This is a genomic window from Rahnella sikkimica (assembly GCF_002951615.1).
In the GTDB taxonomy this organism is placed as follows: Bacteria; Pseudomonadota; Gammaproteobacteria; order Enterobacterales; family Enterobacteriaceae; genus Rahnella; species Rahnella sikkimica.
Window position 1 is genome coordinate 4494388 of sequence record NZ_CP019062.1, and the last position, 25749, is coordinate 4520136.

18 protein-coding genes, 1 tRNA gene and 1 pseudogene are annotated in these 25749 nt (G+C 52.8%); 14 read left to right on the forward strand and 6 right to left on the reverse strand.

All coding sequences use genetic code 11. From position 1 onward, the window contains the following. The 5 genes from lysS to BV494_RS20840 all read left to right on the forward strand — a co-directional run bounded on the left by lysS (position 1) and on the right by BV494_RS20840 (position 4218). The gene (lysS, locus tag BV494_RS20820) at positions 1–1530 is read left to right on the forward strand and encodes a lysine--tRNA ligase (protein WP_104924545.1); all 1530 of its coding nucleotides are present in this window, start codon (positions 1–3) and stop codon (positions 1528–1530) included. 149 nt (positions 1531–1679) lie between these two features. After that, positions 1680–1753: transfer RNA gene (locus BV494_RS20825), tRNA-Gly, on the forward strand. 518 nt (positions 1754–2271) lie between these two features. After that, a complete protein-coding gene (locus tag BV494_RS20830; protein ID WP_104924546.1) occupies positions 2272–3774 on the forward strand; it encodes an S-type pyocin domain-containing protein in 1503 nt (500 codons plus the stop codon). Then, on the forward strand, positions 3774–4031 hold the full coding sequence (locus tag BV494_RS20835) for a DUF7683 domain-containing protein (protein WP_104924547.1): 258 nt from the start codon (positions 3774–3776) through the stop codon (positions 4029–4031). Before BV494_RS20830 ends, BV494_RS20835 begins: the two co-directional genes overlap by 1 nt. Further along, the gene (locus BV494_RS20840) at positions 4024–4218 is read left to right on the forward strand and encodes a CPCC family cysteine-rich protein (RefSeq protein WP_104924548.1); all 195 of its coding nucleotides are present in this window, start codon (positions 4024–4026) and stop codon (positions 4216–4218) included. Before BV494_RS20835 ends, BV494_RS20840 begins: the two co-directional genes overlap by 8 nt. 207 nt (positions 4219–4425) lie before the next feature. On the opposite strand, the pseudogene BV494_RS20845 reads toward BV494_RS20840, so the two are convergent. Then, positions 4426–5634: pseudogene (locus BV494_RS20845) on the reverse strand (IS256 family transposase). Between the two features lie 315 nt (positions 5635–5949). On the opposite strand from BV494_RS20845, the gene BV494_RS20850 reads away from it, so the two are divergent. Then, positions 5950–6153, forward strand: a complete 204-nt coding sequence (locus tag BV494_RS20850) for a helix-turn-helix domain-containing protein (RefSeq protein WP_104924549.1) — start codon at positions 5950–5952, stop codon at positions 6151–6153. 303 nt (positions 6154–6456) lie between these two features. After that, a complete protein-coding gene (locus tag BV494_RS20855) occupies positions 6457–7434 on the forward strand; it encodes an Abi family protein (protein ID WP_104924550.1) in 978 nt (325 codons plus the stop codon). 581 nt (positions 7435–8015) lie between these two features. Here the strand turns inward: BV494_RS20855 and argG are convergent. Both argG and BV494_RS20865 read right to left on the reverse strand, forming a co-directional pair. Then, positions 8016–9380 carry an argininosuccinate synthase gene (gene argG, locus BV494_RS20860; protein ID WP_104924551.1) on the reverse strand — a complete coding sequence of 455 codons (1365 nt, stop codon included), beginning with the start codon at positions 9378–9380 and terminating at the stop codon, positions 8016–8018. Between the two features lie 270 nt (positions 9381–9650). Then, a complete protein-coding gene (locus tag BV494_RS20865; protein ID WP_104924552.1) occupies positions 9651–10127 on the reverse strand; it encodes an Lrp/AsnC family transcriptional regulator in 477 nt (158 codons plus the stop codon). Positions 10128–10259: 132 nt separating this feature from the next. Between BV494_RS20865 and BV494_RS20870 the strand changes: the two genes are divergently transcribed. Beyond that, positions 10260–10676, forward strand: coding sequence for a DUF2000 domain-containing protein (locus BV494_RS20870; RefSeq protein ID WP_104924862.1), 417 nt, complete (start codon positions 10260–10262; stop codon positions 10674–10676). A 64-nt stretch (positions 10677–10740) separates the two neighbouring features. On the opposite strand, the gene BV494_RS20875 is transcribed toward BV494_RS20870, so the two are convergent. From BV494_RS20875 to BV494_RS20885, 3 genes are all read right to left on the reverse strand, one after another. After that, the gene (locus BV494_RS20875) at positions 10741–11925 is read right to left on the reverse strand and encodes a sugar transporter (protein WP_104924553.1); all 1185 of its coding nucleotides are present in this window, start codon (positions 11923–11925) and stop codon (positions 10741–10743) included. Positions 11926–12094: 169 nt separating this feature from the next. Further along, positions 12095–12640 carry a M15 family metallopeptidase gene (locus BV494_RS20880; RefSeq protein ID WP_104924554.1) on the reverse strand — a complete coding sequence of 182 codons (546 nt, stop codon included), beginning with the start codon at positions 12638–12640 and terminating at the stop codon, positions 12095–12097. Then, positions 12637–13467: a gamma-glutamyl-gamma-aminobutyrate hydrolase family protein gene (locus tag BV494_RS20885; RefSeq protein ID WP_104924555.1), complete on the reverse strand. Its 831-nt coding sequence runs from the start codon at positions 13465–13467 to the stop codon at positions 12637–12639. The genes BV494_RS20880 and BV494_RS20885 overlap by 4 nt, the downstream gene beginning before the upstream one ends. Positions 13468–13966: 499 nt before the next feature. Here BV494_RS20885 and BV494_RS20890 point away from each other — a divergent pair, with 499 nt between their 5' ends. The 6 genes from BV494_RS20890 (at position 13967) to BV494_RS20915 (ending at position 25611) form a co-directional block, all read left to right on the forward strand. Then, the gene (locus BV494_RS20890; RefSeq protein ID WP_104924556.1) at positions 13967–15301 is read left to right on the forward strand and encodes an MdtA/MuxA family multidrug efflux RND transporter periplasmic adaptor subunit; all 1335 of its coding nucleotides are present in this window, start codon (positions 13967–13969) and stop codon (positions 15299–15301) included. After that, on the forward strand, positions 15298–18492 hold the full coding sequence (locus tag BV494_RS20895; RefSeq protein WP_104924557.1) for an efflux RND transporter permease subunit: 3195 nt from the start codon (positions 15298–15300) through the stop codon (positions 18490–18492). Before BV494_RS20890 ends, BV494_RS20895 begins: the two co-directional genes overlap by 4 nt. Positions 18493–18495: 3 nt before the next feature. Next, a complete protein-coding gene (locus BV494_RS20900) occupies positions 18496–21621 on the forward strand; it encodes an efflux RND transporter permease subunit (RefSeq protein ID WP_104924558.1) in 3126 nt (1041 codons plus the stop codon). Positions 21622–21655: 34 nt separating this feature from the next. Beyond that, complete coding sequence (locus tag BV494_RS20905; protein WP_439958394.1) at positions 21656–23062, forward strand: efflux transporter outer membrane subunit; 1407 nt, start codon at positions 21656–21658, stop codon at positions 23060–23062. 294 nt (positions 23063–23356) lie between these two features. Then, positions 23357–24571 carry a ribokinase gene (gene rbsK, locus BV494_RS20910; protein ID WP_104924560.1) on the forward strand — a complete coding sequence of 405 codons (1215 nt, stop codon included), beginning with the start codon at positions 23357–23359 and terminating at the stop codon, positions 24569–24571. Positions 24572–24681: 110 nt separating this feature from the next. Then, positions 24682–25611 (forward strand): dihydrodipicolinate synthase family protein, encoded by a 930-nt coding sequence (locus tag BV494_RS20915; RefSeq protein ID WP_104924561.1) that lies wholly within the window; start codon positions 24682–24684, stop codon positions 25609–25611. The last annotated feature ends 138 nt before the right edge of the window (positions 25612–25749 follow it).

Genomic DNA, 25749 nt, shown 5'->3' on the forward strand with positions numbered 1-25749 from the left:
ATGTCTGAACAACAACAAGCCGCTCAAGGCGCAGAAAACGTACCAGATCTTAATAACGAGCTGAAAGCACGTCGTGAGAAGCTGGCTTTACTGCGCGAATCCGGCATCGCTTTCCCTAACGATTTCCGTCGTGACAGTATTTCTGACGATCTGCACGCTAAATACGGCGAAAAGACCAACGAAGAGCTGGAAGCGTTAGACATCCACGTCACCGTCGGTGGTCGCATGATGACCCGCCGTATCATGGGCAAGGCGTCTTTCGTGACCTTGCAGGACGTTGGCGGCCGCATCCAGCTTTACGTTGCGCGTGATGACCTCGCAGAAGGCATCTACAACGAGCAATTCAAAAAATGGGATCTGGGCGATATCCTGGGCGCGACTGGTAAACTGTTCAAAACCAAGACCGGCGAACTGTCGATCCACTGTTCTGAACTGCGTTTGCTGACCAAAGCCCTGCGTCCGTTGCCGGATAAATTCCACGGTTTGCAGGATCAGGAAGCGCGTTACCGTCAGCGTTATCTTGACCTGATTGCCAACGACGATTCCCGTAAAACCTTTAAGATCCGTTCTCAGATCATGTCCGGTATCCGCAGCTTCATGGTGGAAAACGGCTTCATGGAAGTTGAAACCCCGATGATGCAGGTGATCCCGGGCGGCGCAGCAGCGCGTCCGTTCATCACTCACCACAATGCGCTCGACATCGACATGTATCTGCGTATCGCGCCGGAACTGTATCTGAAACGTCTGGTTGTCGGTGGTTTTGATCGCGTGTTCGAAATCAACCGTAACTTCCGTAACGAAGGCGTTTCTCCGCGTCACAACCCAGAGTTCACCATGATGGAACTCTACATGGCGTACGCGGATTACAAAGACCTGATCGTTCTGACCGAAACCCTGTTCCGCACCCTGACTGAATCTGTTCTGGGCAGCAGCGTTGTGCAGTACGGCGAGCAGACCTTCGATTTCGGCAAGCCTTTCGCCAAGCTGACTATGCGTGAAGCTATCTGCAAATACCGTCCTGAAACCAACGTTGCCGATCTTGACGACCTGGCGAAAGCGACCGCGATTGCAGAATCAATCGGTATCAAAATCGAGAAGAGCTGGGGTCTGGGCCGTATCGTGACTGAGATCTTCGAAGAAACCGCCGAAGCGCAGCTGATTCAGCCAACCTTCATTACTGAATACCCGGCTGAAGTTTCTCCGCTGGCGCGCCGTAATGATGAAAACCCTGAAATCACTGACCGTTTCGAATTCTTCATCGGTGGTCGCGAAATCGGCAACGGCTTCTCCGAACTGAATGACGCAGAAGACCAGGCGCAGCGCTTTGCTGACCAGGTTTCTGCGAAAGATGCAGGCGATGATGAAGCGATGTTCTATGACGAAGACTACGTGACAGCGCTGGAACACGGCCTGCCACCGACTGCGGGTCTGGGCATCGGTATCGACCGTATGGTGATGTTGTTCACGAACAGCCACACCATCCGTGACGTGATCCTGTTCCCGGCAATGCGTCCACAAACGCAAAAATAAGTCTCGCCGGAAACAACAAAGGGCGCTCCGGCGCCCTTTTTCGTGTCTGAGATCACGCCTCATGCTAACTGCTTAAAACTCCAGCGCTTATCCGCAATCACGCCTTGCTCCAATGTCGTAACCGGTTATAATGCCAGTCGCACACCTTAGCGGGTGTAGTTCAATGGTAGAACGGCAGCTTCCCAAGCTGCATACGAGGGTTCGATTCCCTTCACCCGCTCCAACATGTCCTCCAGTAGTATCTCAAAAAGTCCTTAAAACCCAGTCAATACGCACCTTAAGCCACTTTGTCGCTCTAGCCTTGTCCTCTGCTATCTATTGAAATCTACCTCAGTCTGGGGGTATATATGGGGGTATCAGGTTGTTCACCCTGTAAAAATACCCCCAGCAGAGCGATGCTCTCCCCACGAAATACCCCCAAATGAAACTCAACGCCAGGCAGGTAGAGACTTCCAAGCCGAAACAGAGCGGTTGCGCCTTGGTCCTAATGGCGGTGACGTGATCGTCGTTCAAAATGCGCTGGTGGTGCATGGTGTCCTCCACGATTTAAGCGCTTAACTGTTCACCTTTTCTGTTAATTAACTCTGGCTCCCTCCGATTTAAATCCTCAATTGAAAACAGGTATTTAAGATAAAAAATCCCAAAATGCTAAGTGCGTGGCTCTTATTGGCTAAAAAAATTTGGCTTAAGTATTCATGGCTATAAGATAGCCGCTCTTATCCATTGGTTTCATGAGGGATTATGGCTAGAGCATTAGTTTGTCTGGGAGATAAAACCACGTATGGGGCGGTTTTGTCTGCGTCGTCGTCATGTTACGAAGGTAACCGGGCGCTGGCACTCACGGGGGATATGGCCTCATGCAGCAAGTGTGGCGGGGTTTATCAGATAATAGGAACCGTCTTCGATATGTCGGAGGATGGTAAGGCGTTTGTGGCAACCGGTGACCGCGTTCTCTGCGGATGCCCGAACAATGTCGTTTTTGGCTCCACGACCCAATATGTTTCCCCAGCGGGTGAGGCTTTTAGCCAGAACGCACCAACCGAGACCGCGGCACTAAAAACCGCCGCGCCGGTTTCCCCTTCTGCGCCTCCGGTTGCCCCTGTACTGGTATTTGCAAAATCTGGCGAACGTGGCGCGGGTAACACCGAAGCGGGTACGACAGATGAATCTCACTATAATTTCGGCCACCTGTCGTTTGGTACTCCTGCCCAGCTCGAAACGGCGAAGCCAGAACCAGAGCAACACGCCCAGGCGGCGAAACGTAAACCGGCCAGCGGTAGCCAGAAACCGGACACCGGCTTACCGTGGTACAAACGGATGTTTGGCGCTAAACCTGACGCACCGGCGCAGGCTGGTATGCCGCTGGCAATTCCGGTGGCAACTGGCGGCGGGGCAGAGTTGGCAGCGGCCGGAATGAACGCCTTGCGCGGGCTGAGTCACTTTGTCGGCTCTGGCGCCGTGTTTGTTAACCCTGTCACGGTTGGCGTGGTCGGAACGTTCTATTCCAGCAAACTGAATGCCGGAGAAGACGACATACTGGCGGATAGCCAACTGGCAGTGCTGGCGGGGAAATCGGCACCGACCCGCATCCGGTTTCAGTGGGTGAATGATAACTACGGGCGCTTAAAGCCGGTGGCGTATCACACTGGCGCTGATAGCGGTCTGGATCGGGTGCGTGTGCGCTCGATGGAGCGTAACCGTTTTACCGGGAACTATGAGTTCTGGGCAGATGGTGCGGATAAGCCAACGATAGTCTGGACGCCGGACGAAGTGGAGTTTAAAGCGCCAGCCAATACCGGCAACCGGGACGAACCGTATTTACCTTCGACTATCACAGTACTACCGTTACCAAGCGCAGGGGAAGTAGGCAGCACGTCAACCTCACTGCCGATCCCGGATGAAAAATCGTTTGATGATTACATCCTGGTGAACCTGCCTCACGGTATGCCGCCGATTTATATTTATCTGAGTAATGACCATAAATATTATACTCCACCAAAAGGGACTCCTCCTTTAGCTGCATTCCCAGACGCCAAAAAAGCGGTAAGTAAGACACCTATCAAGGGTGGGGGGAAGCTTCGTTATCGTTGGAAAGACTCAAAAAGCAGAATTTACGAATGGGATTCTCAACATGGAACCGTTGAAGTTTATGATAAAAGTGGGCGTAATCATTTAGGTGAATTTGATCCCGTAACTGGCAAACAAACTAAACCTGCGGATCCCACAAGAAAGGTAGAAAAATAATGATTATTTACACTATTGATCTGTTTGATAAAAAAACAGAAGACTTAGCTTTAGAGGTTAATATTCCAGAGCATAATTTAGAGCCTATTGCAAAAATAATGAAATGGAACGAGGAGGATAAAATGGATTTTATCAACGGCATTGCTGTTTTTAGCGTAAATAAGGAGCAGGCCGAATCCCTAAGTAAGCTATTTGACACAATTTTTGATACTGATAATTACATTGTCCAGATGTCCGCAGGGGAAAACAATGAGTGATGAATCCCTGTGCCCGTGCTGTGGTGAAAAAGTATTTGAAGCTTTAGGTGAGCATGACATCTGCCCGAACTGTAATTGGGAGGATGATCCCTTTCAGTCAAGAAATCCAAATCGAGGCGGAGGGGCAAAAAAAATGAGTCTTAACGAAGCCCGAGAGGCTTTTAAACAAGGCGGAAAAGTAAAGTAGGCAAAAGTAGGCACTTAAGCCAACGTTACCAAGCACCTGACTGAAAGGTAGGGGCTTTTCATTTTCCCTGTCTGAAAGAAGAGAGTTCAGGGCGTATAAGTTAGTACAAAAAACATACTAAAAAGATTCGAGCAGAAATATTTGTGTATAGGAATGGACCCTGTAAAGGGGCTGTAAATCATTCTGTGTAACTGCCACCGCTATTAATTAAAGGTGGCCGTCAATGCGGTCGCCGAACTCGATAATAAAACGACTCATCGCCAGCCGCCAGTTCTGGATCGGCATGCTCCATTTTTTCGACGCCGACTGGATCGCAAGGTAAATCACTTTGCGCACCGAGTCATCCGTTGGGAACGCCTTACGTTTCTTGATTGCCTGGCGGATCACGCTGTTCAGTGACTCGATGGCATTCTTGGTGTAGATCGCTTTGCGGATATCCGGCGGGTAACCGAAGAACGTATTCAGATTCTCCCAGTGCGCACGCCAGCTTCTGCTGATCTGCGGATATTTATCGTCCCAGAGGCCCGCGAAGTCTTCCAGCGCCTGCAACGCGCCTTCTTCCGTCGGTGACTGGTAGACGGCTTTCAGCCCGCTGGTGACGCCTTTGTAGTCCTTCCATGACACGTATTTCAGGCTGTTACGCACCATGTGGATGATGCAAAGCTGAATATGCGTCTGGGGATATACGCTGTTTATGGCATCGGGGAAGCCCTTCAGGCCATCGACACAGGCAATCAGGATATCCTGAAGACCCCGATTTTTGAGTTCAGTCAGGACATTAAGCCAGAACTTCGCGCCTTCATTTTCCGCTATCCACATACCCAGCAGTTCCTTTTGACCTTCGGTATTAATACCCAGCGCGAGGAAGACGGCTTTGTTAATGACAGAACCATTGTGACGAACCTTTACCACGATACAGTCAAGATAAACAATGGGATAGAGAGACTACAGAGGCCGATTTTGCCACTCGATAACCTGCTCTTTAACCGCGTCGGTGACTTTCGATATCAACGCAGGCGAGACATCAGCATCGTACATTTCTTTGAAGGTGGCGACGATCTCACGGGTCGTCATGCCTTTGGCGTACAGGGACAAAATCTGGCTGTCCATCTGCGTGATACGCGTCTGGTTTTTCTTTATCAGCTGCGGCTCGAAGGAATTTTCACGGTCACGTGGCGTGTTTAGCTCGATTTCGCCGTCATCGCACAGAAGCGTTTTGTATGAATAGCCGTTGCGCGTATTCGAGCCTGATTTTGGGGCATTTTTCTCGTGCCCGAGGTGCTCTGTCAGTCCAGCATTCAGTGCTGTTTCGACGGTTAATTTCGTCAGCATACGAGAAAATGCATTGAGGTCAGCTTCGGTTTTGATGCCTTTCGCCAGTTCGGCAGCGAGTGCCTTAAGTTTCTTTTCGTCCATAATTTGCCTGTCTCCTCAGTTGGAGTGAACATATCAAAAACAGGCAATTACACAATTTTAATTACAGGCTCAATTTACCCGACCTTTAACCGACTTTGCCCCCATTTAACCGACCTTCTGAATTCGCTCTCGATAATCTAACCGACCTGAAAGAGATTTAACCGACCTTTAAAAATGCTAAGTCGGGTAAATTAATCGAATTAATTTAAATAAAATCAGTGCATTGCGTGAGTTAACCGACTTAACCCACCTAACCGACCCACTTTTGTATAACTATACAGAAGCTTGGAATTTGTATTAAAAAGGAGTTTGACCATGAATCAGGATTGGCACAGCGCGGACATCATCGCCGCACTCAAAAAGAAAGGCACTTCTGTGGCTGCGGTTTCCCGTCTGGCTGGCCTCAGTTCGGCAATATTGTCGAATGCGTTAGTGCGTAAATGGCCGAAGGGCGAGAGGCTGATTGCGGAGGCGCTGGGGGTGAGGCCGGAGGTGATTTGGCCGAGCAGGTATAATTAAGATAATCAGAGAGTTAGATTTCTCTAATGAAGATAGCTGATAACTATTTAAATTGATAGGTATAGACTATTAATACATCTTATTGGGGTGTCTTTGTTTTTCACACACAATATATAGTTGTCTGCATTATGTTCCATCGACTAGACAGTAGAACTTTTAACACCAGCATTGACAGGTTCATTAAATAGTATAGATTTAGTAGCAACTGAGCCCGATCCCCTGTTTCTAAAGTAACCTAGGTTACCAAAGATTTCACGGTCGGGCCTTCTATTTTTAGCTCTTAACTTGCCGTGCAATAACCTAATGATTGCAGCTAAACCACATAAAGAATACGAAGAACAAATCCAAATGCTTTTGGAAAGAGGCATGGAAATAGGCGATCAGGTAAGAGCTATACGTAAGCTTTCTCAAGTAGGTTATTATCGCCTATCAGGGTTCTGGTATACATCAAAAATTATAGTTTCCAGTGATGATGGATATTCATATCGATCTGATAAATTTCTTGAAAATACTAACTTTGAAGATGCCTATAAGCTTTATCTCTTTGATAAGAAGCTTCGCTTATTAATGATGGATGCTTTAGAGCGAATTGAAATACATATAAGATCTGTTATTGCTCATGAAGTAGGTAGGGGAAGTCCGTTAGCTTATCTTAATGACAATGCTATTAACCCTAGGTATTTATCCTCCCGTCAAGGTGAGCTATCTAGCTATGGAAAATGGTTGCGCAAACAAGAGCAAAAGATCTCGGAAAGTCGCGATGAATGTATCGCGTGGCATAAGCAAGAAGATAAAGAAATACCATTCTGGGTTGCCGTAGAAACTTGGGATTTCGGCCAAATGTCAAAATACTATTCGATGCTTAAAGGAAATTGGCAAGATAAGATAATCCAAAGGTTAGGGGTGGATAACAGGCGTGTTTTCGAACAGTGGCTTGTCGCATTAAACATATTAAGAAACCGATGCGCACATCACTCTAGGATTTGGAATAGAAAACATAACCCTTTGCCCAAATTGGAAAATGAATACTTTAACACCAAAAACCTCAACGACAATGCAAAGGAAAGGATATTTATGGATATCTTAATTCTTTGGTTTTTAGTTAAAAAAATAGGTCCAAATTCAACGTGGCTTAAACAAGTTGCTGACCATATCGATACTAAGCCAGTACTCCCAGGATGCCCTTATACATCGATGGGAATTAGTTCTGCGGGTTTTCCAAGGCATCTTTTCAATGACGAATTTGCGAATGGCCCTGTTGCTAACGACGATAAGGCATAACTTTTTCAATATGTTATTTTTTATTTAATAAAATAAATTAGCTAGGTCGAATTGCCTCTTAAAGAAAGAAAGGTAATCTGGCAGATGTGGTCATTATTATTTTTTATAATTGATTCATCATCGGCATGTTTAGCAAGAAAAAGATAATGCGATCTTCAGTTAACAGTTAGGCTCTGCGCTCCACACCTCCCGTTTGTCTTACAGCCTTAAAAAGTCCCTAAAATCTACATGTTTACTCGACAGAAAGTTTTCTGTGGGAACATTTGGGGGTATGTAAAAATAATTTAAATTAATATACTTATAAAACAATATATTGAATGGTGAGTTATAAGCCCTTCACCGCTCCAAAAGCTTCTTCCTCTAAATCTAGTCATTACCAAAAAATTCCTTACACAATCACTTTTATTAGTATTTTCTGTACGTTGCTTTTGCCTGTCAAAAATTTGATTAAATAATAGAAAAGCGAATATAAACAGGTGATTACTATGAGGGAGTGTAAACGGAAGGCGGGGAGAATTTGGTTTTAATCAAGCAGGTTCAGGCGATTCACCCAAACCTGCTTCATTCTATGCGAACAACAATTACTTGTTCTTAGCCTGTAATCCGCGCGCTGGCAGATTATTGTTATCGACCTGCGGTAAACCGGTAGAGGCAGAAGAGGTCAGCAGCCCTGTCTCGTGATAGTTTTGCAGCTTCTCGCGTGTATCGGTGATATCCAGATTACGCATGGTCAGCTGACCAATACGATCGTCTGGTGAGAACACGGAATCACCTTTCTCCATGGTCAGACGTTCTGGTTTGTAAGTCAGATTCTCAGACACCGTATTCATGATGGTGTAGTCATTGCCACGACGCAGTTCCAGAGTCACTTCACCGGTGATTTCGCTGGCGACCCAACGCTGAGCGGAGTCACGCAGCATCAGCGCCTGAGGATCGAACCAACGGCCCTGATACAACAGGCGTCCCAGAACACGGCCATTCGCATGATATTGCTCGATGGTATCTTCGTTATGAATACCGGTCAGCAGACGTTCGTAGGCGATGTGCAGAAGTGCCATCCCAGGGGCTTCGTAAATGCCACGGCTTTTGGCTTCGATAATACGGTTTTCAATCTGATCGCTCATGCCCAAACCATGACGGCCACCGATGCGGTTGGCTTCCATCATCAGCTCAACGCTGTCGTCAAAGGTCACGCCATTCAGGGCAACAGGGTAGCCGCGCTCGAAACGGACGGACACTTCTTCCGCTTTCACGACAACATTCTCGTCCCAGAATTTAACGCCCATAATCGGGTTAACGATTTTGACGCCGGAATCGAGGAATTCCAAATCTTTGGCTTCGTGCGTCGCGCCCAGCATGTTGGAGTCGGTTGAATAGGCTTTCTCGGTCGACATTTTGTAATCGAAACCGGATGCAATCATAAACTCTGACATTTCATGGCGACCACCGAGTTCATCGATAAAGTCGGTATCCAGCCACGGTTTATAAATTTTCAGTTCAGCATTGGTCAGCAGGCCGTAACGATAGAAACGCTCGATATCGTTACCTTTGTATGTGCTGCCGTCACCCCAGATGTTCACGCCGTCTTCTTTCATCGCGGCAACCAGCATGGTGCCGGTAACGGCACGGCCCAGCGGAGTGGTGTTGAAATAAGTGACACCCGCCGTGGTGTTATGGAATGCGCCGCATTGAATGGCCGCAATCCCTTCCGCAACCAGTTGTTTACGGCAATCAATCAGGCGAGCTTTCTCTGCGCCATACTCCATCGCTTTACGCGGAATGGCATCGTAATCTTCTTCATCAGGCTGGCCCAGGTTGGCCGTATAAGCATAAGGAATCGCCCCTTTCTTCTGCATCCAAAGCAGCGCGGCACTGGTGTCCAGACCGCCGGAGAAAGCAATGCCCACGCGCTGGTTGATAGGAAGGTGCTTAAGAATAGTTGTCATCGATAAAATCCTGTATGAATTAGGTCAGTCTGGTAAAGGTCTCAATGCCTATATTAATATCGCAAAACCGGCGTCGGGTAAAAGACATTTTGCATATTTATGCGCATTTTATTGCATGACTATTTAGTAATCACGCCGGATAAGCGTTATTTCATTCAAAACATCTTAAAACCCCTATGTGACATCTTTACTGGTTTTGCCTCGCAGATAGCAGGTTAAAATTTAAAGCGGGAAGCCACCAAAGTAAACCGTTGCCCGCCGGGTATAATGCTATAAACCGTCCAGCGGCAACGCATCCAGCGGTTTGACTTCCCTCAGTACGAACGAAGTCTGCATCTCTTTAATCCCAGGCAAACGCCGCACGACTTCCATCGCAAAACTGGAAAAACTGTCGAGATCTTTCGCCACCACCTGCAACAAAAAATCTGCATCACCGGCAATCGCATAGCAGGCAATCACCGATGGCAACGCGCCAACCTGTTGCTCAAAACGCTGCGCATCTTCCTCGCTGTGGCTGTCGATCTTCACGCGGATAAACGCCAGCAGCCCGAGGCCAATTTTTTTTCTGTCGATATTGGCCTGATAACCGGTAATCACGCCGCTCTCTTCCAGTTGTTTCATCCGCCGCCAGCAGGGTGACGCCGCCATGCCGACTTTTTCGGCCAGTTCCTGATTGGTCATGCGCCCTGATTTTTGAAGCTGCCCGAGGATGCGAAGGTCTGCCGGTAAAATTTCTGATGTAGACATAACCTGCCTTTTTTAGAGTATTTTTAGAAAGGAATAACCTGATTAGGGCATTTTACGGCGATAAAAGAAAGCACCTTTCAGCCGCAGGCGGTTATGATTTTGGCATCAATAACGATGAAAAAGGGCGCAAACATGACAGACACTCTCCGGCTGGCCATTATCCTCAATCCTGATCTTCCGCCCGGCTTACTGGCGAATACGGCGGGAGTCATTGGTATCGGTCTGGCGGCAAAATTTCCGATGCTGGCGGGTAATTCGCTGTGTGATGCGAAAGGAATGACCACCGACGTAATTTCGAAATACCCGCTGCCGATTTTACAGGCGACGCCGGATCACATTAAAGCGCTGATGTTTAAAGCCCTTGAGGCGGAAGGGGAGCGCAGCATCGTGCCATTCCCGGTGTTTGCCCGCACGATGCATACGTTTGAGGAATACGAACAAGCTTTCCCGATGCGGGATTTATACGATGAAGTGCTGGATGGCGTCGGTTTTGTCGGGCCGGAAAAGTGGATTAAATCGCTGACAGGGAATCTCAAGTTATTACGTTGAAACCATAAACAAAAAGACCGAATACCGGGATCGTATTCGGTCTTGTCGGAGACGGTTTTCCCCGTCAGTTCGTCACTTTGAGCTGCGGATAACGTTTGAAAATCGTCAGGCACCAGATAAACGCGATACACCCGAGCAGGCCACCGGCATAACCGACGTTGCTCATTTCCAGGTGCAAACTCACCTGATTACCAAGCAGCGCGCCCGCGCCGATACCGAGATTGTAGATGCCGGAAAGCAGCGACATCGAAACGTCGGTCGCATCGTTCGCCAGCGCCAGCACGCGTACCTGCATCGCCAGACCAATAATCATCATTGCCAGGCCCCAGACGACGCAAAGTATTGAAATAGCGACCGGATTCATCACGGCGACAAACAGTAACAACATGCTGAGCGTCACCATCAGAATCGGGCCACTGAGCATCGCAGCCGGGAAACGGTTGCCGAGCACGCTAAACAGGATGCTGCCGAAAATCCCTGCACCGCCGAAGATCAGCAGCAGGAACGTGGTGAAGTTTTCACCCATATTTGCAATGGTCTGGATGAACGGCTCGATATAGCTGTACGCCGTATAGTGAGCGGTCACTATCAGCGCCGTCAGAATATACATCCCCACCAGCGCCGGACGACGGAACAGCATCGGCACGCTTTTCAGCGAACCGGTATGTTCGCTTGGCAGCGGCGGCAGCAGTTTAATCAGGCAAATCAGCGTCAGCAGTGCGACGACGCCGATGCTCATAAACGTGGTACGCCAGCCGAGATACTGACCAATCAGACGTCCGAGCGGCAGCCCGAGCACCATCGCCAGCGCGGTGCCGGTAGCTAACATACTGAGCGCCTGTGTTTTTTTACCGGCCGGCGCAACGCGGATTGCCAGCGATGCCGTAATCGACCAGAAAATGGCATGGGCGAGGGCGATACCGACGCGGGACGCGACCAGACTCCAGAAATCCCAGGCAACAACGGACAAAATGTGGCTGGCGATAAACAGGATAAAAATCGCGATCAGTAAGCGCTTTCGCTCAATATTGCGGGTCAGCAGCATCAGCGGCAGCGACATCAGTGCGACGACCCACGCATAGATGGTGAGCATCAGGCCAACCTGTGCTGTCTGCATATTGAAACTGGCGGCGATGTCGGAAAGCAGCCCGACAGGCACAAATTCAGTGGTGTTGAAGATGAACGCGGCAATAGCCATCATCACAACGCGAAGCCATGCTGTCCTGCGCGAAACGGTATCTGATTGCATTGAAATTTATGACTTTTTAAGAAGGTGTAAAGATCAGGCCTTCGACGCGGAAGGCCTTCTGAAGGCATAGTGTGTTTTATTTGTTCTAAAAATGAAACAGAAAATTGGCCTAACAGATAAATGTTATGGGGACAATTTTAGTTATGGCAGATGTGACGGGCGTCACTCACTATTTTGCCGGATGCCAGCACCAGTGCCACGGTTCATAAATGAATCCCCACGGATTATCCGGCGGGAAAGACATCGCAAAGCCATAGTGCGCGGCGTTGGCCTCAAGCCAGCGGAAAGCGCCGGTTTCGCCGAAGATGCCGGTGACTTCGTCGCAGCCGGGGGTGTTGATATCCACGGCGCAGCCGGTGTGATGTTCACTGCATCCGGGCGGTGCCAGCGAGGTGAAAAAGTCTTCCGGCGCGATCCCGGCGGCTTGTTTGGTGCGGATTAAACCGGCCTGATAATCGAGGCTGCGCCAGGCGGAAACCAGGTAAATGCCCACGCCGTCAGCAGCGGCCTGCTGTTTCATTTCACGCCATGCCTGCGTGGCGGGCGCGGTCAGCCGGTAGATTTTACCGGTGTCAGCGTCGGTTTCAGCCTCCACCAGTAAGTGCTCACTGACCTCTTCGAAGTACGGCAGCGTGCGGTGCGCGATAACGTCCGGGTCGATATTCAGTTCGCGCAGAATCAGATCGGTTCTGGCTTTCAGCGCGGGCTGACTCATGCCTTTTCGTTTCCGGTACGCGCAATCACGTCGTTCATCACCTCTGTCATCGCTTTACCGGCAGAACGCATGGCGTGCTGATAGCGCGACGCTGCCGTGACAAACGCGTTTAGCAATTGCGTATCCTGCTGATGTTGCTGATATTCCGGATGCCACTGCACGCCAAGGCAGAAATCATATCCTTCGCACTCAATGCCTTCGATCACGCCGTCCGGTGCATAAGCATTGATGATGCAACCCGGTCCAACAGTTTTCACCGCCTGATGATGGGAGCTGTTCACTTCATAATGATCGCGGTCGACCGAACGGCTCAGCAACGTGCCTTCCACAATTTCAACCGGATGCCGTGCGCGTTTTTTGCCACCGGCATTTTCGGTATCCACGGTCGTGCTGTGCTCCAGCGCGTCGGGCAGTGCATCGGGAATATGCTGATGCAACGTGCCGCCGGTTAAAACCGCCAGCAGTTGCTGACCACCGCAAATGCCCAGCAGCGGCATATTGCGCTGCATCGCGCCTTTGACGATGGCCTTTTCGAATGCAGTACGGCCCGGTTTCAGGCGCACCTGATCGCTGTTTTGCGTTTCGTTAAATAACTCAGGAGGGACATCAAACGCGCCGCCGGTCACGACAATTGCGTCGCACAGTGCCAGATATTCATCGGCCAGTTCTGCGTGATGGGGCAACGCCAGCGGTACTGCGCCCAGCGCTGCCAGGCTGCTCATGTAATTCTGACGCAAGGCATACCAGGGAAAATCGGCATAACCTCCGGCGTCTTCGCTGTCCAGCGTGACACCAATGACCGGTCTGGATTGAAATTTTGTCTGCATTCGTCTGGGTCCCTGCCATGAAGCTGAATAACAATCAGAAAATTAACCATATCAAGTCGGGGTCGGCGCAAACAATATAAATTATCAATAGGTCTAATTTTCAGGATTTACCTCTGGTTTTATCACCCGTTCAGGTGGCATAGCAGGTCGTTTCCTGCCCTAACCCTGCGTTTTCCTGACAAAATTTCGAGAAGACCTGACACTTCCTGATGCTTTTCTGTCAGCGTCTTCAATATTCATTCTCATTTACCTCTTAACATTGGGGATGCCCGGAGGCAAAATGAGCGCGTATAATTCACGCGGGCGATTGAAATGGAAATTCTTAATTGCTAACGAAATCTTTACGTTGTCCTAAAAACAGCCACCTGCACTTTTAGGGATAATGTGCTGTCACTTTTGAATGCTTTTCATTTTTAAATAAAGTACATAAGAAAATCTCTGGTTGAAGGTCTTATTTCAGCTGTTTTCTCCCCATTAATACTGTGAAACCAAGAAATTTATGCTGCCGACTGCCTCTTCTCGTTCCAAAAAACGCACCTTCGTGTGGGTTATTGTCGCCATTATCGTTGCTGCGATTTTGGTCTGGTTTTTTGCTTTCCACCAAAGCGCGTCTGATCACACGGCAAAAAAAGGTCCGGGCGGTCGGGGCGGAATGCGGGCGATGCGTGGCCAGATGATGATGGGCATGGATACGCCGGTGCAGGCAGGAAAAGCCACGCAGGCGGATGTTCCTGTTTATCTGCGCGCGCTCGGCACGGTGGTGGCGAATGCGACAGTGACGGTGACCAGCCGTGTTGATGGGCAGTTAATGAAGGTGTATTTCACCGAAGGGCAGAAAGTCGCACAGGGGCAGTTGCTGGCGCAGATTGATCCGCGCAGCTATCAGGCGACGCTGGAACAATATCAGGGCGATCTGGCGCAGAATCAGGCGCTGTCGAAAAGTGCCGAGCTGACGCTGGCGCGTTACCGCAAACTGTATGCGCAGGATTCCCTGGCGCGTCAGGATCTGGAAAGCCAGATGGCGACTGCCGGTCAGTATGCGGGCGCAGTGAAAGCCGATCTGGCACAAATTGCCGCGGCTAAGCTGAATCTTGAATTCGCGAAAATCACCGCGCCGGTCAGCGGGCACGTGGGTTTGCGTCTGGTTGATCCGGGCAATATGGTCACCAGCAGTTCCACGACCGGTATCGTTACGATCACCCAAACTCAGCCGATTGCTGTGACTTTCAGCGTGCCGCAGAGCAATCTGCAAACCTTGCTCAAAGCGCTGCGTGGCGGAAATCAGCTGCCGACCACGGCGTTTAATCAGGACGGCAGCGAAGTCCTCGATCAGGGCAAACTCCAGTTTATCAGTAACGAAATTGACACCAGCACCGGCAGCATCAAGCTGAAAGCGTTGTTTGATAATGCCGATGAAAAGCTGTATCCGAACCAGTTTGTGAATGCCCGCTTGCAGGTGTCCGTGCTGAAAGACGCCACGGTGATCCCGGCGGCGGCGTTACAGCTGAGCAGCGACGGCGATTTCGTTTACGTGGTGAAAGCGGATAACACCATTGAGCGTCGTTCGGTGAAATCCGGGCCGGACTTCGGTGACGATAAAGTCGCTATTTTGTCGGGTGTGAATCCGGGCGAACAGGTGGTGACGACGGGGATTGACCGCCTGACCAATGGCGCGAAAGTGCAGATCGTGACGGCCAACACCCTGGATGCCGCGGCAGCAGGCGGATCTTCCAAAGAACGTCAGCAAGGCGGCGGTGTGGATAAAGCCACCACCGGCGCGGACAACGCTGTCGCAGGTAAAAACGAAGCCGGTAAAGACAGCGGATCTAAATGAATCCTTCACGCCTCTTTATCCTCCGGCCTGTCGCGACCATTTTGCTGATGGTCGCCGTGCTGTTGTCGGGGATTTTTGCCTACAACATGCTTTCGACTTCGGCGCTGCCGCAGGTCGATTATCCGACCATTCAGGTGACCACGCTGTATCCGGGTGCCAGCCCGGACGTTATGGCGTCGGGCATTACCGCACCGCTTGAACGCCAGCTTGGCCAGATGGCGGGCTTAAGCCAGATGTATTCCACCAGCGCCAGCGGTTCTTCAATAATCACGCTGAAATTCTCGCTGGATCTCTCGCTCGACGTCGCTGAACAGGAAGTGCAGGCGGCGATCAATGCCGCCGACAGCCTGCTGCCCAGCGATCTGCCCAACCCGCCGACCTATAAAAAGGTGAACCCGGCGGATGCCGCAGTACTGACGCTGGCGGTGACATCCGAATCGCTGCCGCTGACCAAAGTGCAGGATCTGGTGAATACCCGCGTGGCGCTGAAACTGTCGCAGATTTCCGGCGTCGGTATGGTGACACTGGCGGGCGGGCATCAGCCTGCTATTCGCGTGCAGGTCGATCCGCGCAAACTGGCGGCGCACAACATCAGCCTTGAAACCATTAATACGCTGATTGGCAACAGTAACGTTAACGGTTCAAAGGGCGGTTTCGACGGCCCGCATCACTCTATTACTATCGATGCCAACGACCAGTTACGTACCGCAGACGAGTACGGCAATCTGATTGTGAATTATGAAAACGGCGCGGCGCTGCGTTTACGCGATGTGGCGACGTTGTCCGAAGCACCGGAAAACCAGTATTTATCCGCCTGGGCCAACAAACAGCCAGCGATCATTATCAACGTTCAGCGTCAGCCGGGCGCGAACGTGATTCAGGTGGTGGATGCCATTAAAGCGCAGTTGCCGAAATTGCAGGAAGCCCTGCCGGAATCGGTCAAAGTCAGCATTCTTTCTGACCGGACGCAAACCATCCGCGCGTCGATCAGCGACGTCCAGTTCGAATTGCTGTTGTCGATTGCGCTGGTCGTGATGGTCACTTTCCTGTTCCTGCGCAATGTCGCAGCAACACTCATCCCAAGCGTTGCCGTGCCGCTCTCGCTGGTCGGTACTTTTGGCGTGATGTATCTGTGTGGTTTCAGCCTCAACAACCTTTCGCTGATGGCGCTGACCATCGCCACCGGTTTCGTTATCGATGACGCGATCGTGGTGGTGGAAAACATTTCGCGGCGGCTGGAAGAGGGCGAAACGCCAATGCAGGCGGCGCTGAAAGGTTCACAGCAAATCGGCTTCACCATTATTTCCCTGACGTTCTCGCTGATCGCCGTTTTAATCCCATTGCTGTTTATGGGAGACGTGGTCGGGCGTCTGTTCCGTGAGTTTGCGATCACGCTGGCGGTGTCGATTCTGGTGTCGATGATTGTTTCCCTGACGCTGACACCGATGCTGTGCGCCTATTTACTGCGCCACACGCCGGAAGAAAAACAGAGCAAATTTTACCGCAAAGGCGGCGAGTTCTTCGACAAAATCATTGCCGGTTACGACCGCATGCTGATCGTGGTGCTCAATCACCAGAACATCACGCTGCTGGTGGCGGCCGCGACGTTGGTCTTTACTGCGCTCTTGTATGTGATTGTGCCGAAAGGGTTCTTCCCGTCGCAGGATACCGGGATGATTCAGGGCATCACGCAGGCTTCGCAGGACGTCTCTTTCAGTGAAATGGGGCGTCGCCAGCAGTTACTGACGGCGGCAATTCTCAGCGATCCGGACGTCGAAAGCGTGGCCTCCACCATCGGCGTGGACGGCAATAACACCAGCCTGAACAGCGGCCGTTTGCAGATCAGCCTGAAATCTTTTGATGAGCGCAGCGAGCGCGCACCGGCGATTATCGAACGCCTGAAACAGGAAACCGCAGGCGTGCCGGGCATTGAGCTTTATATGCAGGCCTCGCAGGATCTGACCGTTGACGATCAGGTCACGCCAAGCCAGTACCAGTTCACGCTTGACGACGCCGACAGCGAAAATCTGGTGGAATGGACGCCGACGTTGCTGGAGAAACTCAGCGCCCTGCCGGAGTTCGGTGATGTCGTCAGCAACCTGCAAAATCAGGGGCAGATCGCGTATGTCGAACTCGACCGCGACGCGGCTGCGCGTTACGGCATTACGGCGTCAGACGTCGATACCGCGCTGTATAACGCGTTCGGCCAGCGTCTGGTTTCCACCATCTTTACCCAGGCAAACCAGTACCGCGTCGTGCTCGAAGTGGCACCGCAGTTCCAGCAGTCTCCTGCCTCGTTTGATGATGTGTATCTGGCGACCAACAACAGCACGTCCTCGTCCGGTACGGTCGCGACTACCGCCACCACGGCATCAACCACGACGTCTGACAGCGGCGCGACCACCACCAATTCCGGCGCGACCAATGGCATGATCAAACTGACGTCGATTGCGAAAATCCATATGCGCACCGGCGCGCTGTTGCAGGCGCGACTCAATCAGTTCCCGGCGGTGACCGTATCGTTCAACCTGAAAGACGGCTATTCGCTGGAACAGGCGCAGCAGGCCATCAAAACCACCGTGGCAGATATTGCCATGCCGGACAGCATCACCCTGCGATATCAGGGCGCGGCGGCGTCGTTTGAAAGCGCCACCGGCAACACGCTGTGGCTGATTCTGGCTGCGCTGCTGACCATGTACGTAGTGCTGGGCATTCTGTATGAAAGCTTTATTCACCCGGTGACGATCCTGTCCACGCTGCCGTCGGCGGCCGTCGGGGCGTTGCTGTCGCTGATCTTCTCCGGAACGGAATTCAGCCTGATCGCCCTGATCGGGGTGATCCTGTTGATCGGCATCGTGAAAAAGAACGCCATTATGATGATCGACTTTGCGCTCGACGCCGAAAACCGGCAGGGCTTATCGCCACGCGAAGCCATCCATCAGGCGTGTTTACTGCGTTTTCGTCCGATCATGATGACGACTATGGCCGCGCTGCTGGGCGCATTACCGCTGATGCTGGCGAGCGGATCCGGTGCCGAGCTGCGTCAGCCGCTGGGGCTGGTGATCGTCGGGGGGTTAATTTTCAGTCAGATCCTGACGCTGTTCTCCACGCCGGTGATCTACCTGATGTTTGACCGTTTATCTCACCGCCTTAACCCACGTCACCGGCGTGCAGCACAGCGGGCGGAATAACCGATGAACATCTCGCGTTTCTTCATCTTCCGCCCGGTCGCGACACTGCTGCTGACGCTGGCGATCCTCCTGCTCGGTTTGCTGGGGTATCGCCTGTTACCGGTCGCGCCGCTGCCGCAGGTGGATTTCCCGACCATTCTGGTGAGCGCCAGTTTGCCGGGTGCCAGCCCGGAAACCATGGCGGCCACCGTCGCCACGCCGCTGGAAAGGGCGCTCGGGCAAATCGCCGGTGTGACGGAAATGACCTCGCGCAGCTCGCAAAGCTCCACCAGCGTCATTTTGCAGTTTGATTTAGACCGTGACATTAACGGTGCCGCCCGCGATGTGCAGGCGGCGATCAACGCCTCGCGATCGCTATTGCCGAGCAGCATGCCGTCGCTGCCGACGTACCGCAAAGCGAACCCGTCGGACGCGCCTATCATCATGCTGGCGCTGACGTCGGCCACGCGCAGCAAGGGCGAACTGTACGATATTGCTTCCAGCCAGCTGCAACAGAAAATCGCGCAGGTCAACGGCGTCGGGCAGGTTTCGCTGGTCGGTTCCGCGCTGCCGGGCGTGCGTATTGATTTGCGCCCGGAGGCGGTCACGTCTTACGGCATTTCTCTCGATACCATTCGCAAGGCGATTGCCAACAGCACCAGCAACCTGCCAAAAGGGTTACTGCAAGGCGCGAATCAGTCGTGGATGATTGAAGGCAACGGCCAGCAAAGTACCGCCGCGCAGTACAAAACGCTGATTATTACCTACATTAACGGCTCTGCGATCCGCCTCAGTGATATCGCCAATGTTTATGATTCCGTTGAAGATAAATACAACGTCGGCTATTACAACAGCACACCGTCGGTGATGATTGGCGTGACGCGTCAGGCTGGCGCGAACATGCTGGAAACCATCGAAGCCATTAAAGCCGCGCTGCCGCTGATGAAAGAAAGCCTGCCGGGCGACGTTCAGCTCAATCTGGCGCTCGACCGCTCGCCGAACGTTTCCGCTTCCCTGCGCGACACCGAAATGACCCTGCTGGAAGCCACGCTGCTGGTGATCGCGGTGGTTTTCGTTTTCCTGCGCAACTGGAATGCGGTGCTGATCCCCGCGCTGGCGCTGCCTGTCTCATTAATCGGCACCTGCGCGGTGATGTATTTACTCGGCTACAGCCTCGATAACCTCTCGCTGATGGCGCTGATCATCTCGACCGGCTTCGTGGTCGATGACGCCATCGTGGTGCTGGAAAATATTACGCGGCACATCGAGGAAGGCATGGGACCGGTGCGCGCGGCGCTCAAAGGCGCGCAGGAAGTCAGCTTTACCGTGCTCTCGATGACGCTTTCACTGATCGCCGTGTTCATCCCGATCCTGCTGATGGGCAGTATTGTGGGACGTCTGTTCCGTGAATTTGCGGTGACACTCAGTGTTTCGCTGATCATCTCGATGCTGGTGTCGCTGAGCCTGACGCCGATGCTGTGCGCCCGTTTCCTGAAACGTAAACCGCCGGTGGAAAAACGCCAGCCGCGCATTTACCGGATGATCGAACGTGGCCTGAACCGGCTGCTGGCGGCGTATTCCGCCGCGCTCGGTTGGGTGATGCGCCATCAGCTGGTCACGCTGGTCGGCCTGTTCCTCACCGTGATCCTCAATTTCTATCTCTATACCGTGGTGGAAAAAGGCTTCTTCCCGGATCAGGACACCGGCATGCTGATGGGCATGTTGCGTGCGGATCAGAACACGTCATTCCAGTCGATCCAGCCGCAGGTGCTGAAATACAGCAAGATCATTCAGGACGATCCGGCCGTGGAGGCTGTGATGAGTTCGGCGGGCAGCGGCGGGTTTGGTGCGCGTAACACCGCCACTTTCTTCGTGCGCCTGAAGGATTTTGATAAACGTACTGCGACCGCCAATCAGGTGGCTAACCGTCTGATGATGGCAACCGCCAAAGTGCCGGGCTCGCAGCTGTTCCTGATGGCGGCGCAGGATCTGCATATCGGCGGACGCAGCGCGAACGCGCAATATCAGTACAGTTTGCAGGCCGACGATCTTTCCCTGCTGCGCGAATGGGCACCGAAAGTGCAGAAAGCGCTGGCGAAACTTCCGCAACTGACCGGCGTGGATTCTGACTCGCAGACCGGCGGGCAGGAAATCATGCTCAACATCGACCGCGATCGCGCCACGCAGTTGGGCGTAAACGTGAAGATGATCGACACGCTGCTCAATAACTCCTTCAGCCAGCGGCAGATCGCCACTATCTACAAAACGCTGAACCAGTATCACGTGGTGATGAACCTGACATCGGATTACACCAGCAACCCGGACGTGCTGCACCAGCTTTACGTGGTGACGGACGCGGGCGCGCAGGTGCCGTTATCCGCCTTTACGACCTTCAGCGGGGCGAATTCGCCGCTGTCCGTTTCGCATCAGGGCCAGACGGCGACCACGACCATTGCCTTCAACCTGGCGGACGGTTATGCGCTGGAAGATGCGCAGGCGGCACTGAAAACCACCATGGCGCAGATTGGTTTACCGGATACCATTCATGGCAGTTATGCCGGTACGGCGCAGGCGTTTGAAGCGCTGACCAAAACCATGCCGTGGCTGATTCTGGCGGCGCTGGCGGCGGTGTATATCGTGCTCGGCGTGTTGTATGAAAGTTACATCCATCCGCTGACGATCCTCTCGACGCTGCCGTCGGCCGGTCTGGGCGCGTTGTTACTGATGCTGCTGACCAATACCCAGCTGACAGTGATCGCGCTGATCGGGATCCTGCTGCTGATCGGCATCGTGAAAAAGAATGCGATCATGATGATCGACTTCGCGCTGGATGCCGAACGACGGCTCGGATTATCGCCGCAACAGGCGATCACTCAGGCCTGTCTGATGCGTTTCCGTCCGATCCTGATGACTACGCTGGCGGCCTTTTTCGGGGCGTTACCGTTGGCGCTGGGCAGCGGCGGCGACGCGGATCTGCGCAGTCCGCTGGGTCTGGCAATCGCCGGAGGGCTGGCGCTGAGTCAGATCCTCACCTTATTCACCACGCCGGTGGTTTACCTGTATATGGATCGCACCAGCCGCGCGACGCACCGCTTATGGCACCGTTTGCGCCCGCATGCGACACCGCCGGAGGTCAGCTCTCATGACTGATAAAACAATGAATTCTTACCCTGAAGCGAATCTGATGACTCTGCAAAAACCGCGTTCTCTCGTGTTCCGTCTGGCGCCGCTGGCGCTGGCTCTGCTGGTCAGCGCCTGTGCCGTCGGCCCGGATTACAAACGCCCTGATGTTGCGATGCCAACGGCGTTTAAAGAAGCCAAAGGCTGGACGGCGGCTGTTCCGAAAGATAACCAGAGCAAAGGCGAATGGTGGTCGGTTTATCAGGATCCGCAGCTTTCTTCCCTGCTGAGTCAGGTACAGATTTCCAACCAGAACGTCGCGCAGTACGCCGCGCAGTACCGCCAGGCACAGGCGCTGGTGACGCAGGCGCGTTCTGATCTTTACCCGTCCGTCGACGCGACCGCAGGCAGCACGCGCAGCGCCACCTCATCGTCCGTTTCCAACAAACAATCGGCGCAGCTCAGCGCCAGCTGGGAGCTGGATCTGTGGGGCAAACTTCGCCGCACGGCGGAAGAGCAGGATGCCAGCGCGCAGGCCAGCAAGGCCGATCTGGCGGACGCGACGCTCAGTGCCCAGTCCGAACTGGCGCAGGATTATTTCCAGCTTCGCGTCATGGATCAGCAAATTGCGCTGTATAAACAAAGCATTGATGCGTATCAGCGTTACCTGACCGTGATCCAGAACCAGTATGCGGGCGGGAATACGTCGCGTGGCACGCTGGCACAGGCGCAGACGCAGCTGGAAAGCACCAAAGCCTCTGCGCTTGACCTGCAATGGCAGCGCGCGCAACTGGAACATGCGATTGCGGTGCTGATCGGCAAGCCACCGGCCCAGTTCAGCCTGGCGGCGAGCAACGTGAAACTGAACCTGCCGCCGGTACCGGATGCCTTGCCATCGCAGCTGTTGCAGCGCCGCCCTGATGTCGCCGCCGCCGAACGCACGATGGCGTCTTCCAACGCCGCGATCGGTGTCGCCACCGCGGCATACTTCCCGGATCTGACCCTCAGCGCCAGCGGTGGTTACACCGGATCTGCGCTGCATAACCTGTTCTCCCTGCCGAACCGCGTCTGGTCGCTGGGGCCGGAACTCAGCATGACCGTGCTGGATTTCGGGGCTACGCGCGGAAAAGTCGCGCAAGCCGAAGCCGCGTATGACGCCGATGTCGCCAGCTATCGCCAGAGCGTGTTAACCGCGATGCAGGAAGTGGAAGATTATCTGGTGGAACTGCACACGATCGACACCGAACTTGTTGCCCGCCAGAACGCCGCCGACTCCGCGAAAGAATCCGCGCGCGTTACTTACAACCAGTATCAGGCCGGCATGATCGACTATCTCGACGTCGCCACCACCGAAAACACCAGCCTGACCCAGCAGCAAAGCGTGCTTTCGCTGCAAAGCACCCAGATGGTCACCAGCGTCAAACTGATCGCCGCACTAGGCGGTGGCTGGAACGGGGATGTGGGGAAGTGATTTGAAATGAAGGCATCTCTGCAGCAAAGACACATTGTTGTGGCCTTGCTGCAGAGATAGCATCGCGAAAATTACCCACAGAATGACACCCGCTGATATCAGGCAGGCATCCTTCACCTTCCTTTCCTTACGGTTGGGCGTCCCTCACATCCTGTAAATCTCTCCGCTTAACCCTTCTCAAACCTCATCAACGCCAATTTTTGTTTGCTTCCGTTTTGCCTGTCAGGCTATGAGCAGTGTCACTATTTAATCAGTTTTTTACATTTATTCTGAATATAGAAAAGGTGGCTGAATATGTTTCTTGAAGAGCGTCGGCAGCAGATTCTGGAGTATCTGGATAAATACGAGCGGGTGACGGTCGAGTTGCTGGCCTCCCTGTTTACCGTGACCCGGGAAACCATTCGCAGTGACCTGAATGCCCTGGCGGCTGAAAAATTGGTTCAGCGCTGTCACGGAGGTGCAGTGGTCATTCGCCGGAGTTTGCAGTCGAAACTGATTACCGATACCGGCGATAACTTTGAAGTGTTGCTAAAACGCCTGCAAAGCCAGAAAAGAAAGCAGGCCGGGCAGCAGAATAAAGGAAAGAACATGAACGGTAAGGTCTGCATTCTGGGGTCATTTAACGTCGATATTGTGGCTAAAGTTGAACGCTTTCCAAAAGGCGGAGAATCTCTGTTGGCGGTGGGCAGCACACTTGGCCCCGGTGGCAAAGGAGCGAATCAGGCCACCGCGGTCAGCCGCGCGGGTGCCAAGGTCCATTTCGTTTCCAAAGTGGGCAAAGACCAGTTCAGCCAGTTTGCTTACGATCACCTGACGTCCTCGGAAATTCACTCTTTCACCCTTTATCAGTCGGAAACCGAACCGACCGGTAACGCCATCATTTATGTCTCGCAGGAAAATGGCGAGAACATGATTGCCATTTATTCCGGTGCCAATAAAACCATCAGTGAAGATGAAGTGGCGGCGATCGCGCCCGAGCTTGAAGATTCGGATGTGTTGCTGGTGCAGCTTGAAAACAATTTCGCTGCCACGTTGAGCGCGATGAAGCTGGCCAAAGCGCTGGGGGTGAAAGTGATCCTCAATCCGGCGCCTTTCTCGACCCATGCGCTTGAGTGTCTTGAGTATGTTGATGTGATTACACCCAACGAAACCGAGGCGTCGCAACTTTCCGGCATCGACGTACAGGATTTAGCCAGCGCCAAAGAGGCGGCACAGCGCATCGTCAGTCAGGGCGCGAAGCGGGTGATTATTACTATGGGCGCGCGCGGCGCACTGCTGCTCGACGGTAATCAGTTCCAGCACATTCCTGCCTTCCCGGCACTGAGTGTGGACACTACCGGAGCCGGTGATGCCTTTAACGGGGCGCTGGCCTCGGGGATTGCGAATGGGCAAAGTCTGGTTCAGGCCGCGACTTACGCTTCGGCGTTTGCCTCCCTGGCAGTAGAGCGCGAAGGTGCCTCGAATATGCCTGATCACAAGCAGGCGTTAGCGCGTTTAGTGCAGCGATGAAATGCTGCATTCACGGTGAAGTGTGTTGTTGCGGCTGCTACCTTGATTCATCAATGTAGCAGCCACGTAATCGATTACGTCTGATGCCTGCGGGTATTTTAGGAGCAGTGATGAGTAAAAGTATTGAAGGTATTGTGCCTGTGATGTTGACCCCTTTCACCGACGATAATCAGATTGACTATCCGGGGCTGGCGCGTTTGATCGATTGGTACCTGGCGAAAGGCGTCGACGCGCTGTTTGCCGTCTGCCAGTCGAGCGAGATGCAGTTTCTGACACTGGAAGAGCGCGTTGAGCTGGCCGAATTTGTGGTGAAGCAAGTGGCTGGCCGCGTGCCGGTGATCGCTTCCGGGCACATCAGTGACGATATCAACGACCAAATCAGCGAACTGAGCGCGATGGCGAAAACCGGTGCTGATGCGCTGGTGCTGGTCACCAACCATCTTGATCCGAAAAATCAGGGCAGTGAAGTCTTTTTCGCCACACTGGATAAGCTGCTGAGCGCGCTGCCGGCGTCCATGCCGCTGGGCCTGTATGAGTGCCCGGCGCCGTATCGCCGCCTGCTGACCGACGACGAGCTGACCTACTGCGCCAACTCGGGACGTTTCGTGGTTTTGAAAGATGTGAGCTGTGACCTTGAGACCGTGACGCGCCGCGTGAAGCGGGTGGCGAACACGCCGCTGAACATCATCAATGCGAATGCGGCGATTGCTTATCCCGCGATGCAGGCGGGTTCTAAAGGTTTCAGCGGCGTGTTCACCAACTTCCATCCTGAACTTTACAGCTGGCTTTACCACAAGGCCGCCACTCAGCCTGAGCTCGCCGACGAGCTGGCTATTTTCCTGTCACTGGGTGCGGTGACTGAAACGCTGGGTTATCCAAAGAACGCCAAAATTTATCATCAGCGTTTAGGGACGTTCGACAGCGAATTCTGCCGCGTGAATAAAGATAACGTGCTGGAGAAATTCTGGGGACTGACCGTGTTACTGGATCAAATCCACAGCGGTACCGCGCTGTGGCAGAAAAAAATCGCCGCCGTATAAGGCGTGATGATGGTCAGTGATTTATGCGGATGAGGTGTCATCTCATCCGCTGAGTAATGGCCTGTCAATGCCGTCTGGCCGGTAGTTTTTTTAAGAGTAGAGATGTTCTGACGTTATAAATTCTTACCTGTGATCTGA